Consider the following 18,117-nt stretch of genomic DNA (forward strand, 5'->3'; position numbering starts at 1 on the left):
CTAATACTCCTGAACCTGACCACCGTTCCGTTCATGCCGTATAACTGCCTGCTTTCGAAGTAGCCTCTGTACCTGACGGCTGCGCCGTACCAGCTCCCTCTCCCTGTGGGAGAGGGTTGGGGTGAGGGGCGATTCATTGGTCGGCGATAATCACCTGGACCCCCAGATTTTGCAGTGCATGCAGGTAGTTGGCCGGAATGCGGCTGTCGGTAACCAATCGGTGGATCTGGCCGATCTCGCGGATCATGCAGAAGCTGCTGCGGCCAAACTTGCTGGCGTCAACCACCGCAATCACTTCGCGAGCCACTTCACACATGGCGCGGTTGAGCTGCGCCTCACCGGGATCTGGCGTGGTGATGCCACCCACCAAATCAAAGCCGTCAACGCCGAGGAAGAACTTATCAAAGCGATATTGGCGAATATGCTGCTCGGCAGCGGGACCGTACAGCGACCAAGACTTGCGCCGTACGCTGCCGCCGACCACCATCAAATCCACCTGTTCGTTACTGGCCAATTCGAAGGCGATATTCAAGGCGTTGGTCATCACCACCAGGTCTTTCTTACCTGCCAACTGGATAGCCATCTGGCTAGTGGTGGAACCCGAGTCGAGAATGATCGCATCACCGTCGTTCACTAACGCGGCGGCGGCACAGGCAATGGCGAATTTCACATCGCGGTTGATGCGCCCCTTGTCCTGTAGCGGGCGATCGAAGGCGAACTGTTTATTGAGCATCGCGCCGCCGTAGGCCCGTACCGCACAGCCACTTTTTTCCAGATGGCGCAGATCGCTGCGAATGGTGACGGTAGAGACGGCAAACTGGCTGCTCAATTGCTCCACGCGCACCGTACCCTCACGGCAAAGCTGGTCGATAATTAATTCCCGCCGTTTTACGGTATTGATCATGAATAGCTGACTCCTGATTTACCCGTAGCAAACCCCGGCCGTGGCATAGGGGCCACAGCAACCGTTACAGGCGTATTTTCAGTCTTTCGTTGCAAATTACAGCAAACGAAACCGCGCAACGCAATGGAAAATTTAAATATAATCTTATATTTCAATTGGTTATTGTCATGATATCTTTCGGTTGGTCATCAACTGAAAGCAGCATGAAAATAAACTGAAAACCGGTAATGCCTTATTTATTCGGCTAATATCTCCGTGGAGGCGCCAATTAATTCCGTCGTGGATGAAAGCTACCCACGGTGAATAATGCGGGTGAGCTTTCCTTAAATTTTTTATTGCCAGCTTTGGCGCAACAGTGCCGCACCGCGTACGCCGCTGCTGTCGCCATACACTGGAGGATAAACTATCGCGGGTTCCGTCCCTGGCAGTAGCCAGCGGCACATCGCGGCGGGCAACTGTGCATAGAGTTCACTCACGTTAGAAAGCCCGCCCCCTAACACGAAAGCATCCACATCCAGCAGCAGTTGCAGGCTGGCCAACGCGCTGGCCAGGATATCGATGTAGATCCCCATCAGGTGTTGCGCTAATGGATCGCCCTGACGGTAACTGGCGATCAGTGCCGGGACGTTGGCCGCGCTATGGCCAAAGTGTTGGCTCAGGGCCAGCAGACCGCTGCCGGAGACGTAACGCTCAAAACAGCCGGTCAGACCGCAGTTGCAGACAAACAGCGGCAGATCGTAACGCTGCGCCAACTGGGCCGAGATAGGCGTATGCCCCCATTCGCCAGCCAGCCCATTGCGGCCCTTGTGTAGCCGTTTGTTCATCACCAGCCCACCGCCAGCACCGGTACCGATGATGGCACCAAATACCACTTCCAACCGTTCGGTCTGGGGCGTGCTGGCCTCCGAAAGTGCAAAACAGCGGCAATCGTTTTCAATCTCTACCGGTCGCGACAGCTCTTGGGTCAGATCGTCCGCCAGACAGTGGCCGGTCAGGCAGGGTACGTTTACCGCCAACTGCTTGCGGCTGCGTGGGTCGGTGATCCCCGGCAAGCCAATGCCTATGCTGCCTTGGGTGTGCAGGCTGCGATCGGCTTGGCTGACCAACTGCGCGATGCAGGCGAGAAACTCGCGGTAGTCACCGGTGGGCGTACTGACGCGCTGGCACAGCACCTGATTCAACTGGGCGTCATAGGCGGCCATTTCGATTTTGGTGCCGCCAATATCAAAACCGTAACGCATAGCATGAGTAGCCACGGCTTTACTCCTCGCCCAAGGTGATGACGGCGTTTTCCCGGCGGGCGCGTTCGGCGGCAAAGACCATCAGGTGGCTCTGCAAAGTTTCCTGCGGGCCAGACAACACTTGTGAAGGATCGTTGGCGCGCACGGCGGCGATAAAATGCTGCATCAGATAATAATCGCCGCCGCCGTGGCCAGACATGGTGTGCAAATCTTCGGCTTCATCCACGTCATAAAGCGTTTCGCGGTCGTCAAGGAAGGAGGTGATGCGGATGTTGCGGCCATCGCCCTCCAGGCATCCCTGGCTGCCAAAAATGCGCGTTTTGCGATCTTCCATTTTGGTGAAGGCGGTCATGGTGAAGGCGGCGGTGCGGCCACCGCTAAACTGCATATTCACCACCTGATGATCCACCACGTTGTTATCACAGCGGTAGACACAGCGGCCATACGGGCCGTTGCGCAGCGCGGCGACCAGATGCTCCTGATCGACTTCCGGCGTCAGCACCCGCAGGAAACCCGGTGTTGCCTTGTGATTATCGCCAAGGTAGATGCGTTTGGCGGAATAGGGGCATTCAGCCTCAACGTTGCAGTCCAGGCAGTTATCCGCTGCGTCTTGAGGCTGGTTTTCCTGGCGGAAGTGGCGTAACCCACCAAATGAGCTGACCTGTTCGCAAGGGGTATCCATCACGTAACGGATCCAGTCGATATCGTGACAGGATTTTTGCAACAGCATAAAGGCCGCTTGCTGGTCATTGCGCCAGTTACCGCGCACGAAAGAGTGGGCCTGATGCCAATAGCCCACCGGCTCCAGATGCTGCAGGCTAACGATGTCGCCGATGACCTTATCGCGCAGCAGTTGCTTGAGTTTCTGGGTATAGCGGGTATAGCGCAGCACGTGCCCAACGGAGAAGATGATCCCCTGGCGCTCGACTTCTTCAACGAGGGTGCGGCACTCACTCGCGTCCGGCGACAGCGGTTTTTCCAACAGCATGTGGTAACCCTGTTTGGCGAAGGCCAGGGCCGGAGCCAGATGCAGAGTGTCCTGGGTACAAATCATCACCGCATCGGCCAGTTTGCCCGCCGCTACGGCCTGCTGCCAGTCGGTAAACACGTTTTCGGGCGAGATACCATGCTGGGCTACAAACTGCTGGCGATAGGTATCGCGCGGCTCTGCGACCGCCACCACTTGCATCAATTCTGGATGGGCGAGCGCATAGCGGGAATAAATTTCCCCACGAGCACCGGCACCAATCACCAACACGCGTACCGGGCGTCCGGTATAGTCATTAGGTTGAGCTGACGACATTGCAAAGTACTCCCAAATTATCCCAGTGACTGGGTAGAGTTATTATTCAGGTTGTCACCGCTGGCCTGATCGAACAGGTGGGCGCGGGCCAAATCAAACGTCAAATGGATCTGTTCGCCGATGCTCGGTTCCCAGTCCGGCTGAGACGCAATCCGCAGCACGAAGCGTAATCCGGCCAGTTCACAGTGCAGCAACTCTTCGTTACCCATGCGTTCGATGGTGGCGATACGGGCCGGGAAACAGTTTTGGGTACCGGCAGCGCACAGGCGCAGGGCTTCAGGGCGAATACCCAGGCAAACGCGCTGGTGCGGATAGTTTTCCAACTGCTTTTCCAGCGCGGGCGGCAGGGTCAGCAGATAGCGATCGTCGATACGCAGCTGTGTTCCCTGAGCATTACGCAGCAAGTCCAGATCGTGCAGGTTCATCGACGGGCTGCCGATAAACTCGGCGACAAAGCGGTTGGCGGGGTGGTGATACAGGTTGATCGGCTTGTCTACCTGCATGATGGTGCCCCGGTTCATCACGCAGATGCGGTCGCCCATGGTCATCGCCTCGACCTGATCGTGCGTCACATACACCATGGTGGCGGCGGCGCCTTCTTGTTTCAGTCGGTTATGCAGTTCGATGAGCTGCACACGCATGGAGACGCGCAATTTGGCATCCAGGTTGGAGAGCGGCTCGTCGAACAAGAACACCTTGGGTTTACGCACGATGGCCCGCCCAACCGCCACACGCTGGCACTGGCCACCGGAGAGCTGGCCGGGTTTGCGGTGCAGCAGGTTGGTGATTTCCAGCTTCTCGGCGGCATCCTGCACCCGCCGGTCGATCTCAGCCTTGCTCTCTTTACCAATCAGACCAAAGGCCATGTTCTTGTAGACGGTCATATGCGGATAGAGCGCATAGTTCTGAAACACCATCGCGATGCCGCGATCTTTGGGCATGGTGTCGTTAACGCAGCGGTCGTGGATCATGATTTGGCCTTCACTGACGCTTTCCAGCCCGGCGATCATGCGCAACAGGGTGGATTTGGCGCAGCCGGAAGGCCCGACAAACACCATAAACTCACCGTCCTTGATATCCAGATCCACGCCATGCAACGCCCGGAAACCGTTGGGATAGACCTTTTTCACACTGTTTAATTGAATACCGGCCATGTCTGTTTACCTTATTGTTCGCGGTTAGCCTTTAACGCCAGCGCTGGCGATGCCCTGGATGAAATAACGTTGGAAAAGAATGAACAGCATCAGCATCGGGATCACCGCCATCAAGGCACCGGCCATCAGCAGCGGGTATTCCACTCCGGCACGGCTGGACAGCGAAGCCAGCCCCACCGGCAGCGTCAATTTCTCGGTGGTGGTGTTGACGATCAGCGGCCACATCAGGTTATTCCAGCTCCACAAACCGTTAATGATGATGCAGGCGATGATGCCGGGGCGGATCAGCGGCAGCATGATGCGCCAGAAGATGGCGAAGTAGCTGTAGCCGTCGATCAGCGCCGCTTCTTCCATCTCCTTAGGTACCGCCAGGAAGAACTGCCGCAGCAGGAAAGTGGCATAAATGCTGAAGATCCCCGGCAGCACCAGGCCGATAATGCTGTTAACCAGCCCCATTTTCTGCACTACCAGGAACTGCGGGATTAGAAATGCCTGGCCGGGCACCATCAGGATCGAGATGCACACCAGGAACACCGCGTCACGGCCACGAAAGTGCAGGCGGGAGAAGCCATACGCGGCCATGGTGGCAATCACCATTTGCAGCGTCACCGTGGAGAAGGTGGCCAGCAGCGAGTTGATATAAAAATCCGCAAAAGGGATCTCACGCATGATCTTGCCGTAGGCCTGCAAGCTGGGGTTTTCCGGCAGCAGAGTCAGCGGGATCTGAATGCTTTCGGCCTGGGTTTTCAGCGAGGTCACCAGCATCCAGATAAAGGGCACCACCGAGGCCAGCGCCGCTAGCGTCATAAACAGATAGACCAGGGCTTGTTTGCTTATCGTCATCAATGGCTCCTCAGCTCACTCTCAGGCGTTTGCCGATCGCCATCTGCACCAGCGTGATCACCAGCGTCACGGCGAACAGCACCACGGTAATGGCAGAGGCAAAACCTTTCTCTTGCAGATAGAAGGCGTATTTGTAGAACAGGTTGGTGATGGTCATCACGTCACCCTCCACCAGGGCGCGGTCGAACATCAGGAACACCACGTCAAAGATTTGCAGGATCTCGATAAAGCTCATCACCGACACAAAGAACAGCGTCGGTACCATCATCGGCAGCGTGATAAAGAAGAAGCGGCGCAGGGTGCTGATACCGTCGATATCGGCGGCTTCATACAGCTGGCGGGGGATGCTTTGCAAACCGGCCAGCAGGATGATGATTTTCAGCGCCAGCGACGACCAGATAATGATGATGGACACGCTGATGCGTACCACGTCCGGATCGGACAGCCAGGCGACCGGCGAAATGTGCAGCAGGTTTAGCCCTTGGTTAATCAGGCCAAAATCCTTGTTGAACAGCCACTGCCACACCATTGCCACGGCGGCGGGCATGGTCACCGCCGGTAAGAACAGCAGGGTGCGCAACAGCGCTTTGCCCCGAATGTTCTGGTTCAGCCCAATCGCCAGCAGCAACGACAGCAGCAAGATCACCGGCACGCACACCACCACATAAAACAGGGTGTTGAAGGCGGCGGTGTAGAAGTCATCGTCCTCAAACAGGTTGATGTAATTGTCAAAGCTGATGGTCGTCCAGCTCATAAACTGGTTGAGGTCGGTAAAGCTGTAAAAAATGTTCTGTAAAAACGGGATGAAGTAAAACACCGTCAGGCCGATCACCAGCGGCAGGATCATCACCCAGCCCCAGAAGCGTTCGGCTCGCTCCAGGCGGCTTAATGCGGCACGAGGTTTGCTCTTTGCCTGTTTTATATTGGCCGTAGCCGTTTCTGCCAGCGACATGTCGCCATTCCTCACCTTTGACTGCTCAGTGTTTCCGCTGCGACCTGTCTTCGGGCAGACAGGCCGCAACGGGGGGAATTACTGCTCCATGATGCGTTCGATCTTCTTGATCGATTTATCCATTTCCGTACGGGCATCCGCGCCCATAAAGATTTTCTTCAGGCTGCCGATCCACATGTTTTGCCACTTAGGCGTGTTGGTGCCTGCGGTTGGGTAGGCCTCGGTCACCTCCAGCGTTTGGATGTACGGAGTGACGTCAACCTTTTTGACTTCCTCCGCCCAGGCTTTAGCCGCGACCTTGTTGGCCGGGATCACCACCTTCGCCAGGGTGGCCTGCGAGGCTTCGCTGCTCATAAACTCGATGTACTTCCAGGCTTCCTGCTTGTGATCGCTCTTGGCTGACATGGCATAGGCCAGGCTGTGGGCCACGCCAGACTGGCGCTCGATTTTCGGCATCATCACCACGCCGATGTGCTCGTTGATCAGCGGATTGTTGGCGAACGGTGCGGCCAGCCAGGAACCGGCATACACCATGGCGGCGCGGTTGGACTGGAAGATGTTCTCGGTCTTCACTTCGCTCATCTGTTGGGCGGTCGGCATCAGGCCGTCTTTCATCATCCCTTGTAACTGCTGGTAGACCCAGATGGCGTTGTCGTTGGCGATATCGGTGGGTTGGCCATTTTTTGGCACGATATGATTGCCTTTCTGGAACAGCAGGTTCATATAGCTGTCCTGGCCGTCGATGCTGAGATCCATCACTAGCGGGAAGGCGCTGCCCTTCAGGCCGGTTTGCAATTCGGCGGCCTTTTTCTTCATGTCGTCCCAGGTCCAATCGCTGGTGGGATAGCTGACGCCAGCCTGATCGAACAGTTTTTTGTTGTACCACACGGCGATGGAGTCGACGTCGCGCGGGATGGCCATCTGCTGGCCGTCGTATTGATAAGCCTTAACGGAGCTGGCAACGATATTATCCAGATTGACCGTGCCGTCTTTTAAATAATCGCCCAGCGGCTGCATAATGCCGTTTTTGGCATATTGCACAAAATAGGGCATATTAATCCAGAATATATCTGGCGCGACACCACCGGCGGCGGCGGAGTCTAATTTAACAAAGTATTGTGCGGCGGGGGTTAATTCTATTTCCACTTTAATATTCGGGTTGGCCTGCTCAAATCGCTTGGCAATTTCCTGTTCGGCCGGTAATTGGTTTCGATCCCAAACCGCATAACGTAATGTTATCTGGTCGGCGGCATATAACATGGTCGGCAACAATAAAGCGGCTGCAACAGCGGAATGCAACAGAAAACGTCCGGCGTTTTTTCTAGGTGACATTGCTTTACCCTCGGTGTCGGCGAATACATTTTTTGGTGAACGTGATTTCTTTCTATCCCTTAACTTTCAATGTGTCAATGCAGCCATTTTGCCCAAAAATGGGGCGTGTATCTTTCACTGTTGTTAACAACGAAAGGTCAAAGCCAACAACCGAAAGCCTTTTTTGTTGATGAATTGTTAATGTCGAAGGGCGAAAATCCGTTGTCGGGCGGCAGTTATGGCTTGCTGGGGTCATAGGATTAACTGATAACCCTTGCACCATAATGGGGATTAAAAACGTTTTTATTGTGCAGGCCGCGGCATCTTTCATTTTTGTGATGCAAATAAACAAAAAAATTATTTTTTTGCCGGGCGAGAGGGCATTCGCTGGCTTTTTTTGTTGGCCTATATTGCGTGTGGCGAAAAAACGCGCTAGCCTGAAATTAATTCAATCTCACCATAAATAAAAACAGGGCAGCTATTATGCGTCTCACGCTACTATTTACCCATTGCCTGGAGAAGATATTCCATCGCCAAGCCGCACCGCAGGTAGAACAGCAAAAGCAATTCAGTTGCCTGAATAATGAAAGCCTCTCATGGCAAGGCGTGTATTGTCTGTACCGTGAGGATAATGAAACCCGTCGGGAATTACGTTATCAACTTGAGGGGGAATTGGCCGATGATATCAGCGTGCGCCATGTGCAGTCGGTGCCCAGCCATTTTCCCTGCTATGCCGAGGCTGATGAGAACTATCTGACGACCGAGCCTGGCCTATTTCCCGACCCGCTAATGCCCATTCAGGATCGGCGTTTTTTTGCCGCCTGCCGTTATTACGCCAGCCTGTGGCTGACCTTTACGCCGCCAGCGCAGGGTATTGCCGGTGGCGACTATCCGCTAACGCTGCGGCTGTTCGATCAAGAGACGGGGGAAGAGTTGGCCGCAGCCAGCATGACGCTGCATGTGGTACCTGCCGCGTTGCCAAAACAGAGGCTGCTCCATACCGAATGGTTACATACCGACTGTCTGGCGGACTATTATCAGATTGCGGTGTTCAGCCCGCAGTACTGGCAGGCGGTGCGCAACCTGGTGCGTAACGCGGTGACAAACGGCGTGAATATGCTGCTAACGCCGATCTTTACGCCGCCTTTGGATACCGCTATCGGCGGCGAACGCACCACCGTGCAGTTGGTTGGAGTAAAACGCACCGTTGCAGGTTACCAATTTGATTTTGAACGGTTGGCGCAGTGGGTAGCATTGGCGCAGGAGGAGGGGATCGAACACTTCGAAATTGCCCACCTGTTTACCCAATGGGGCGCAGCGCATGCGCCCAAAATTATGGTTGAGGTTGCGGGGGAAACCCAGCCGCTGTTTGGGTGGCATACCGATGCCCACGGCAGCGAATATCAGCAGTTTCTGCGGGCATTGATGCCAGCGTTAACCGGCTGGTTCCGGGCGCGGGATTTGCAACGACAGGTGTGGTTTCACATTTCGGATGAACCTAAACTGGAAAATATCGCCGCCTACCAACGTGCCAGCGATTCACTGCGGCCCTTGCTGGACGGGTTCCGCACTTTCGATGCGCTCTCCGACTTTGACTTCTATCAGCGTGGGTTGGTAGAAACTCCAGTAGTCGCCACCGATCATATCGAGCCGTTCCTCGAGCATCAAACCCCGCAGCTGTGGGCCTATTACTGCTGCGTGCAAAGAACCGAGGTGGCCAACCGCTTCTTTGCTCAGCCTTCGGCCCGCAACCGCATTCTGGGTATCCAGCTTTACCTCTATAACATCAGCGGTTTCCTCCACTGGGGCTACAACTTCTATAACAGCAGCCATTCCCGGGAGAAACTGAATCCCTATGCGGTAACCGACAGCGGCAACGCCTTCCCCTCTGGCGATCCTTTTGTGGTTTATCCAGGGCCGAATTTTATGCCGATAGAATCGCTGCGTTTGCGGGTGTTCCATCAGGGGCTACAGGATCTGCGGGCATTGCAGCTGCTGGAGAGCCTGACCAATCGTGCCACGGTGGAGCAGTTGATCGATCAGGAACTGGGGATGCGCATCACTTTCAAACGTTACCCTCACCAGGCTTCTGCCATACTGCGGCTGCGGGAACAGGTTAACGCCTGTATTGAAGCGGCTCTGTAAACTAGAGGGTAGAGGGGCGAGCATGTTCGCCCCTGGCTTTTGATTTCATCTTTTCGTCATCAAACGGTCATGTTCAGGTCATGGCGCTGGCTTAAGTTTGCAGCGACTAGGCCAGGAGATGACCCGATGTTTACTTTGGATAACCTGCTGCAAGATGTCTTCCCACAGCGTTCTCCCCCAGCCTGGCAGCGTAGTCTGCTAAGAACCTTACTGCGCGAAAAAGAATTCAAACAGTTTGCTGCCGACTATCCGCACCTGAAAGGATTGGATCTGATTGAGCAGGTGGTGGACTACTTTAATTTGAGCTGTGAACTGGTGGATGGGGATCTGGAAAACATCCCCAGCCAAGGCCCAGTGGTGTTGGTTGCCAACCATCCCATTGGTTCGCTGGACGGTTTGGTACTGCTGCGGACGGTGGCGGCGGTTCGGCCAGACGTCAAGGTAGTGGCTAACCAGTTGCTGAGCTGTATCGAACCCTTACGCAATCTGTTTGTGCCGGTTGATAACCTGGGTAACCGTACCAACCGCCAGCAGATTGCAGCCATGCAGGCTCAATTGGATAATCAGGGTGTGCTGATCCTGTTCCCAGCGGGGGAAGTATCCCGCATGAGTCCCAAAGGGATACGCGATGGTCACTGGCATACCGGATTCCTGCGGCTGGCCGCCAAGGCGCGTGTGCCGATCGTTCCCATCCATATCAGCGCCCGAAACAGCGGCCTGTTCTATTTGACCTCGCTGATTTATCGCCCGTTATCCACCTTGCTGTTAGTGCGTGAGATGTTCAAACAGCGGGGCGGACGGATCAAAATCCGCATCGGCGGACGCATTCCATTTGCCCATTGGCACGATGGCCATACTCAAGCACGCGATCTTGCCGAACGTTTCCGCCGCCATGTTTATCGGCTTGGTCAGGGGAAACCGGGGCTGTTTACCAGCGAATCGGCCATCGCTTTGGCGGAAGATCGCCTCGAGTTGAAAAAAGCGTTGGCTGCCTGCGAGCGTCTGGGGGTTACGCCGGATGGAAAAACCATTTTCCTTTATCGCCGCAAGGGGGAGGCCAGAGCACCGATCCTGCGGGAGCTTGGCCGTCTGCGTGAGATCGCTTTCCGTGCCGTGGGGGAAGGTTCGGGGCGGCGGCGTGATTTAGACAGCTATGATGACGATTATTATCACCTGGTACTGTGGGATGAGGAGGAACTGGAGATTATCGGAGCCTATCGCTTTATCCCCACTGCACCGCAGTTGGCCAGTAAAGGACTGGACGGCATCTATAGCAACAGCCTGTTCCATTACGATCGCGATATGACCCCAATCCTTGAACAAGGGATTGAGTTGGGCCGCAGCTTTATTCAACCGGCCTATTGGGGGAAGCGCGGTCTGGATTACCTGTGGCTCGGCATTGGTGCCTATCTGGCCAAATATCCGCAGTATCGTTACCTGTTTGGCCCGGTGTCGATTTCAGGTGGTATGCCGGTTGCCGCTCGCGATTTGCTGATTGCTTTCTATCGCCTCTATTTCTCTCCAGACCATGCTATGGCTCAGTCACGGCAGCCTTATCCGGCCTCTTTGCCGCAGGTATTGGCCCAGTTCGCCGGTGATGATTATCAGCAAGATTTGCTGCGCCTGAAAAGCCTGTTGAGTAACCTCGGCTGTTCGATCCCGACCTTGTACAAGCAATACACCGAGCTGTGTGAGCCCGGTGGTGTGCAGTTTATCGACTTCGGTACCGATCCGGCGTTTAACCACTGTATCGATGGTTTAGTGTTGGTCGATCTGACGCGGCTGAAGCCTGCCCGCTATCAGCGCTATATTGCCGTTCATCTTTAGATCGGCTCACAACGTGAGGGCGGCACATGTTGCGCCCATTCATAAAATCAATGGGTCATGACACACCGGCTCCATTTTGACCGAAAGTGCGGCTGCGCCAAATTCTCCCATGGGAAATTGGTAGCCGGCGAGAGGATCGCCTAGAATTAGCGCTTTCTCGCGCCGGAGTGCCCTATGTATCACCCCTATACCCCAACCTTATTGTCTACCGATGAGCCTGCGGCCGTGAGCGTTGAGCTGCCACAGGCGACTTCTCCTTTCTTACTGCTGTGCGATCACGCGGGGCAGGCCATCCCAAAACGTCTGGGCGATCTTGGTCTGGCCAGCGGCGATATCGATCGACATATCGGCTGGGATATTGGTGCGCTGGCAGTTTCCCGCCTGCTGGCCCAACAGTTGGATGCGACATTAATCCATCAGCATTACTCGCGTTTGGTGATCGACTGTAACCGAACGCCCGGTATTGCCAGTTCGATCCCAGCGCTATCGGAAGTCACGCCAATTCCCGGCAACCAAGGGATCAGCGCGGCCGACGCGGGCGCCCGTGAACAGGAAATTTTTCAGCCTTATCACCAGGCCATCAATCACACGTTGGCAGCTCGCCGCGCCAATAACCAACCCTGCGCGGTGATCGCTATGCACAGCTTTACGCCGGTGTTTAAAGGCGATGCGCGGCCGTGGCAGGTTGGGCTGCTGTTTAACCGCCAGCCACAATTTGCCCTGCTGTTGGCGGAGTTGCTGCGTGCAGAAGGGGATTTACAGGTCGGTATTAATGAGCCTTATGCGATGACCGATGCGACCGACTACACGCTGCCGGTGCATGCGGAACGCCATGAATTACCCTATGTTGGCATCGAGATCCGCCAGGATTTAATCGGGGATAGTGCAGGCCAGGCCGCATGGGCTGCTCGTTTTGCCCGGCTATTGCCATTATTATGGCAACGCTGGGAAATTTGACTTTAGTATTGATGGCGGTGATGATTGCGTAAGGAAAGCGTTAGCGTCGATGGACAATGCTGGGAGTGACGGGTGGAACATATTGATAACGGACGGTTTATCAAGCAGGAGCGTTTTGAAGTTCTGGCAATCTTACGCGACATCTATAAGCAAAGAACGCCGCTGCGTGTCGTTAATCAACAACATGAATTCACCGGCCAATTATTGAGCGTTGGCGCTGATAACATCGTCTTTGATTGTAATGCTCCAGAGCAGATCTCCGGTGGGAAATTCAGCATTGTGATTGAAAACCACGATGCAAAAATCGAATTCTCCGTTGACCAGGCGCAGCTGACCGAGCATAACGCTATGCCGGTTTACGAGGCGTGTCTGCCGAAACAGCTGGTTTATATCCAGCGTCGCCGCCAGTTACGTATCACCACGCCTTATTGGCGTGAATTCTTCTGTAACGGCGAACACAGCGATGGCACCCCTTATCAACTGCGTATCCACGATCTTTCGCCGGGTGGCGTTGGTTTGCGTATTGATGGCGCGGTACCCGACTATATGCAGCCGGGGCTAGTGTTTAATAAGGCTCAGCTGGATTTGGGGGATTACGGCAAGTTCAAGGTGAATATGGAACTGATTGCTGTGAATCAAGATCATGATATTGATGAAGACCAAACGCATCATTTCATGCGCCTGTCCTGCCGTTTTCTCAAGATGGGTATGCTGACCGAACGCAAAATTCAAAGTGCGGTGTTTGCTTTTGAATTGGATTTCAATAAAAAGAAAAAACGTTGAAGCCCTCACCCCAAACCTCTCCCACAGGGAGAGGGAGCTGATAGCCCCTGCTAATTTGGAAGTACAGAGGTAATTTAGCAACCTCACTCGCCCCTGCAACCAAGTTGAGTCAGTCGGTGTTCAAGGTGAATAACTCTACTTTCAGCCTTACTCGATCGGTCCCCTCTCCCTGTGGGAGAGGGTTAGGGTGAGGGGCATCACATCACTTCAGCGCCCGCAGATGGCCGATCTCCTGCCAACCGTGACGCGCCGCATCTTCCAATACCGCACACACCTCATGGATCGCCGTCGGCACTGCCTTGCAGAAAGGTTCCCCCTGCAGCAAATGGGCAATTAACAGCGCGGTGAACATGTCACCCGTCCCCTTCACCGGCGAATCGATTTTGGCATGGGTGAAGCTTTGCGCCTCGTCGGCGGTGACCAGCAACAGGCCAACTTCTTGCTCGCTGTTTGCAACGCCGGGCGCGCTGGTGACCAGTACCCACTGCGTATTGCCTTTGAGCAGCGCCCGTGCAGCCTGTTCGGTTTGCTCACGCGTGCTTAGCGCCATGCCGCACAGCTGTTCCAGCTCGAAACCGTTCGGCGTAAGGCCATGGGCCAGATTGAGGTAAGGGGAACGATAACGCTCAACCAGACGTTTATCGACGTAAACCCCTTCGCCGTAGTCTCCCATCACCGGATCGATATAGATCTTGATGCCCGGATTGAGGGTAATCACCCGCGGCAGCCAGTCGGCCAGAATATGGCACTGCGCCACGTCACCCAGGTAACCGATAATGATGGCCCGCGCGCGGCACACGACTTCACGGGCGATCAAATCTTCCAGAAAACCGCTGAACCATTCGCTGGAGATCGCTCCCCCGTGCGGCGCGCCGTAATAGGGCGGGCAACCAAACAACACGCTCGGTACCTGCAACACCTCCAGGTTCTTCTTCAACAACGTGCGGTAGGCAATGCCATTCCCCACGCTACCGTAGACCACCTGCGACTGAATGGTGATCACATCAATGGGTGGTGGCCGCAGTTTAGAGCCTTGTTGCATGTGGACTTCCTTGGTTCATTGTTATTCAAGCGCAACGGTCGGCAGAGGTAACTCGCCGAGGTAGAGAAGTTTAACCTATTGAAGGGCATGGCTACAGTAGGTCGCGGGAGAGTTTGATGATTTTTCGTTGGATCGCTTGCGATTTTTCCTGCGGCTAATCGTGATACGAATCACAAAGCTTACCGTCGCCGGTTGCCTGGAGATCGCGTCCGCGGTATTACTTGCGTCGTAGCCTAATCAGCTACTCAATCATTTTTATGATGGCGTGTTACTGCGCAAGCAGGCAAGACCAAAATAGAAATGCACTTCTTCTGCCGAAGGGGAGCATTTTCATTTTGGTCTTTTTTTTTGTTTTTTTGCCGGGGAAAACCTATGGATTATAACAAGTTGGGCTTGGACATATTGGCACTGGTCGGGGGGAAGGCTAACGTCAGCAAGCTGACGCACTGCGCCACCCGCCTGCGGATGGAGTTTAACGACGATAGTCGGGTCGATGCCAAAGCGATCGAAGCTTTGCCCGGCGTGATCAGCGTGGTCGAGCGTGGTGGCCAGTTCCAGATTGTGGTGGGCAACAACGTGCAGCAGACTTTCCGCGCGTTGCAAAAAGCGATCGGCCAACCGCTGGGCAAACCGGGCGGACAGCCGAAGAACAAGGCCAAGGGCGGCGTCTTTACGCAGATTATCAGCGTGATTTCGACCACCTTTACGCCGGTGATCCCGGCTATTACCGGCGCGGGGATGATCAAGGCGCTGCTGGCGATCCTCAAGTTAACTGGGGCGATCAGCGCGGCCAGCCCAACTTACCATCTGCTGGATACCATCGCCGATGCAGCCTTCTTCTTCCTGCCGGTACTGCTGGCCTACGGTGCCTCGATCAAGTTTGAGTGTAACCCTATTCTGGCCATGACCATCGCGGGAGCCTTGCTACATCCCAATCTTGCCCAGATGCTGGCCGCCGGTTCGCCAATCGATTTTATTGGCATCCCGGTGCGGTTGGCCGATTATGCCGGTTCGGTGCTGCCGATCATTTTCACGGTGTGGTTGATGTCCTATATCGAGCGCTTTGCAGAGAAAGTCTCGCCGACCATGATTAAATTCTTCACCAAACCGATGATCATCCTGCTGGTTACCACGCCGCTAGCCTTGGTGGCGGTAGGGCCGTTCGGTATTTTCCTCAACGATCTGGTGGCCAGCGGCGCGGCGATTATCGATGGCAAGGCCAGTTGGCTGATCCCGATGCTAATGGGCGGGCTGCAACCGTTCCTGGTGATCACCGGCACCGCGTGGGCGATGACGCCTATCGCCACCGGGCAGTTAAGTAAAAACGGCTTTGAGATGATTAATGGCCCCGGCATGTTGGCTTCCAACATTGCTCAGGGCGCGGCAACCCTGTGCGTCGCGTTTCGCACCAAGAACAAAAATCTGCGTCAGTTGGCCTCATCCGCCGGTTTCACCGCGCTGTTGGGGATCACCGAACCTTCACTGTACGGCGTCACGCTGAAACTGCGTAAACCGCTGATCGCGGCCATGATTGGCGGCGGCTGTGCCGGTGTCTATGCGGGAGTCAGCGGTTTGGTGCGCTATGCCTTTGTTTCGCCGGGGTTGGCGGCATTACCGGCCTTTATCGGCGAAAACCCGATGAATATCGTGCACGCTCTTATCACCTGCGTCATCGCCATCGTCGTGACCTTTGCCTTGACCTGGATACTGGGCTTTGAGGACCCGGTTGATGAAGAAGAGGTAACAATCACAGACAGCGTATCGTCTGATGACGACGCGGTGCTACACAGCCCGTTGGCTGGTCAACTGGTGGCGTTGGAACAGGTGAATGACGACGTATTTTCGCAAGGGCTGCTGGGCAAAGGCGTGGCGATAGTGCCTGAGCAAGGCGTGCTGTGTGCACCCTTGGACGGGGAAATCGTGACCTTCCTGCCTTCGAAGCATGCCGTGGGCATTAAGGCCGATAACGGCATGGAAGTGCTGATGCATATCGGCATCGATACCGTCAATCTCAACGGTGAGCATTTCAGCTCTCAACGGCAGGTGGGCGATCGGGTGAAAGCCGGTGATGAGCTGGTGCGCTTTGATATTGCCGCCATTACCGCGCTGGGTTACGACATTATCACCCCGGTGCTGGTGGTCAACAGCGAGCAGTATCCGCACCTAAGCTGCCGACGGCCAGGCCCTGTGAACTTTGGTGAGCAAATTGTCGCGCTGAATACCAAGGAGCAAAATGTATGATTTACCAACAGCTGAACGATTTTCCACCAGGCTTCCTGTGGGGGGCCTCAACCTCGGCTTATCAGGTTGAGGGGGCATGGGACGAAGACGGCAAAAGTCCTTCCATTGTTGATATGCTCGATCATCCCGTCGAGACGGCAGATTTTAAGGTGGCCAGCGATCATTACCACCGCTTCCGTGAAGACGTTAAGCTGTTCGCCGAATTAGGGCTGAAGGCGTACCGTTTCTCCGTTGCCTGGACGCGCATTTTGCCCAACGGTACGGGCGAGGTGAATCAGCCTGGCCTGGCGTTCTACCGTGACCTGATCGATGAACTGCTCAAGCACGGCATTGAACCGGTGGTCACGCTCTACCATTTCGATCTGCCCTATGTGCTGGAACAACAGGGCGGTTGGAGCAATCGGCAGACCATCGATGCCTTTGTCGAGTATGCGGACGTGCTGTTTACTGCCTTTGGCGATAAGGTCAAATATTGGCTGACCATCAACGAACAGAACACCATGATCCTGCACCCTGGTGCTATCGGGGTACCAAAGGGCGGCGAACTGCCTACCAAGCCGGTACTTTATCAACAGAGCCACCATATGCTGGTGGCGCAGGCGCGGGTCATGGCTTTGTGCCATCAGCGCTGCCCCAAGGGGAAAATCGGCCCGGCGATCAATACCACTTCCATGTATCAGGAAACCTGCCATCCGTTGGATGCCATCGCGGCCCACAACTGGGAAACGCTGCGCTGCTGGAGCTTTCTGGATGTTGCAGTTCATGGCCGATACAATGCGTTGGCCTGGCGATATTTGCAGGATCGTGGCCTTGCCCCAGTGATTGAAGCCGGAGATACGGAACTACTGCTGCAAGGGCGGCCGGATTATGTGGCGATTAACTACTATTCCACCGCCACCATCGCCGCCAGCCGTGGGGATGCCTCGGATATTACGGCTCGTGCGGGGGATCAGCAAATCATGCTGGGTGAGCCGGGCGTATATCGGGCAGCGGAAAACCCCTATGTCGACAAAACGCCCTATGGTTGGGTGATCGACCCCGTGGGCCTGCGGCTGACGCTGCGCAAGGTTTATGAACGTTATCATCTGCCGATTTTAATTACTGAGAATGGCATCGGCGCGCCGGACCAGCTATTGTCTGGGGATATCATCAATGATGATTACCGCATCGATTTTATGCGTGCGCATATCGAACAAATGCAGTTGGCGATTAACGATGGTGTCGATCTGCTGGGTTACTGCCCGTGGGCGGCGATCGACCTGGTCAGCACGCATCAGGGCTACGCCAAGCGCTACGGTTTTATCTATGTTAACCGTGGTGAACAGGATCTGCGGCGTATCAAGAAGAACAGTTTCGCCTGGTATCAGCGCCTGATTGCCTCGAACGGCCAACAACGTGGGTAACACAGTTTAAT

At 55.1% G+C, this 18,117-nt stretch carries 14 protein-coding genes; 6 read left to right on the forward strand and 8 right to left on the reverse strand.

Features of this window, described 5'->3' with window-relative positions:
- Positions 1-133: 133 nt before the first annotated feature.
- The 7 genes from agaR to A6U95_RS20555 all read right to left on the reverse strand — a co-directional run bounded on the left by agaR (position 134) and on the right by A6U95_RS20555 (position 7,729).
- On the reverse strand, positions 134-904 hold the full coding sequence (agaR, locus tag A6U95_RS20525; protein ID WP_065685783.1) for a transcriptional repressor AgaR: 771 nt from the start codon (positions 902-904) through the stop codon (positions 134-136).
- 332 nt (positions 905-1,236) lie between these two features.
- On the reverse strand, positions 1,237-2,145 hold the full coding sequence (locus A6U95_RS20530; protein WP_065685784.1) for an ROK family protein: 909 nt from the start codon (positions 2,143-2,145) through the stop codon (positions 1,237-1,239).
- A gap of 19 nt (positions 2,146-2,164) precedes the next feature.
- Positions 2,165-3,448 (reverse strand): Gfo/Idh/MocA family oxidoreductase, encoded by a 1,284-nt coding sequence (locus tag A6U95_RS20535; RefSeq protein ID WP_065685785.1) that lies wholly within the window; start codon positions 3,446-3,448, stop codon positions 2,165-2,167.
- Between the two features lie 17 nt (positions 3,449-3,465).
- Positions 3,466-4,602 (reverse strand): sn-glycerol-3-phosphate ABC transporter ATP-binding protein UgpC, encoded by a 1,137-nt coding sequence (gene ugpC / locus A6U95_RS20540; protein WP_024486605.1) that lies wholly within the window; start codon positions 4,600-4,602, stop codon positions 3,466-3,468.
- A gap of 24 nt (positions 4,603-4,626) precedes the next feature.
- Positions 4,627-5,445 (reverse strand): carbohydrate ABC transporter permease, encoded by an 819-nt coding sequence (locus A6U95_RS20545; protein ID WP_065685786.1) that lies wholly within the window; start codon positions 5,443-5,445, stop codon positions 4,627-4,629.
- 10 nt (positions 5,446-5,455) lie between these two features.
- Positions 5,456-6,397 (reverse strand): sugar ABC transporter permease, encoded by a 942-nt coding sequence (locus A6U95_RS20550; protein ID WP_065685787.1) that lies wholly within the window; start codon positions 6,395-6,397, stop codon positions 5,456-5,458.
- Positions 6,398-6,475: 78 nt separating this feature from the next.
- Complete coding sequence (locus A6U95_RS20555) at positions 6,476-7,729, reverse strand: sugar ABC transporter substrate-binding protein (RefSeq protein ID WP_065685788.1); 1,254 nt, start codon at positions 7,727-7,729, stop codon at positions 6,476-6,478.
- A gap of 462 nt (positions 7,730-8,191) precedes the next feature.
- On the opposite strand from A6U95_RS20555, the gene A6U95_RS20565 reads away from it, so the two are divergent.
- From A6U95_RS20565 to A6U95_RS20580, 4 genes are all read left to right on the forward strand, one after another.
- Positions 8,192-9,853 (forward strand): DUF4091 domain-containing protein, encoded by a 1,662-nt coding sequence (locus A6U95_RS20565; protein WP_065685790.1) that lies wholly within the window; start codon positions 8,192-8,194, stop codon positions 9,851-9,853.
- 126 nt (positions 9,854-9,979) lie between these two features.
- The gene (locus tag A6U95_RS20570) at positions 9,980-11,680 is read left to right on the forward strand and encodes a GNAT family N-acyltransferase (protein WP_065685791.1); all 1,701 of its coding nucleotides are present in this window, start codon (positions 9,980-9,982) and stop codon (positions 11,678-11,680) included.
- A 174-nt stretch (positions 11,681-11,854) separates the two neighbouring features.
- On the forward strand, positions 11,855-12,637 hold the full coding sequence (locus A6U95_RS20575) for an N-formylglutamate amidohydrolase (protein ID WP_065685792.1): 783 nt from the start codon (positions 11,855-11,857) through the stop codon (positions 12,635-12,637).
- 72 nt (positions 12,638-12,709) lie between these two features.
- Positions 12,710-13,420, forward strand: a complete 711-nt coding sequence (locus A6U95_RS20580) for a flagellar brake protein (protein ID WP_065685793.1) — start codon at positions 12,710-12,712, stop codon at positions 13,418-13,420.
- A gap of 202 nt (positions 13,421-13,622) precedes the next feature.
- Here A6U95_RS20580 and A6U95_RS20585 read toward each other — a convergent pair whose 3' ends face one another.
- Positions 13,623-14,462 (reverse strand): PfkB family carbohydrate kinase, encoded by an 840-nt coding sequence (locus A6U95_RS20585; RefSeq protein WP_065685794.1) that lies wholly within the window; start codon positions 14,460-14,462, stop codon positions 13,623-13,625.
- A 372-nt stretch (positions 14,463-14,834) separates the two neighbouring features.
- On the opposite strand from A6U95_RS20585, the gene A6U95_RS20590 reads away from it, so the two are divergent.
- Positions 14,835-16,703, forward strand: a complete 1,869-nt coding sequence (locus A6U95_RS20590; protein WP_065685795.1) for a beta-glucoside-specific PTS transporter subunit IIABC — start codon at positions 14,835-14,837, stop codon at positions 16,701-16,703.
- A complete protein-coding gene (locus A6U95_RS20595; RefSeq protein WP_065685796.1) occupies positions 16,700-18,106 on the forward strand; it encodes a glycoside hydrolase family 1 protein in 1,407 nt (468 codons plus the stop codon). The genes A6U95_RS20590 and A6U95_RS20595 overlap by 4 nt, the downstream gene beginning before the upstream one ends.
- Positions 18,107-18,117: the final 11 nt, after the last annotated feature.

This window comes from Serratia sp. 14-2641 (genome assembly GCF_001692375.1).
GTDB lineage: Bacteria > Pseudomonadota > Gammaproteobacteria > Enterobacterales > Enterobacteriaceae > Chania > Chania fonticola_C.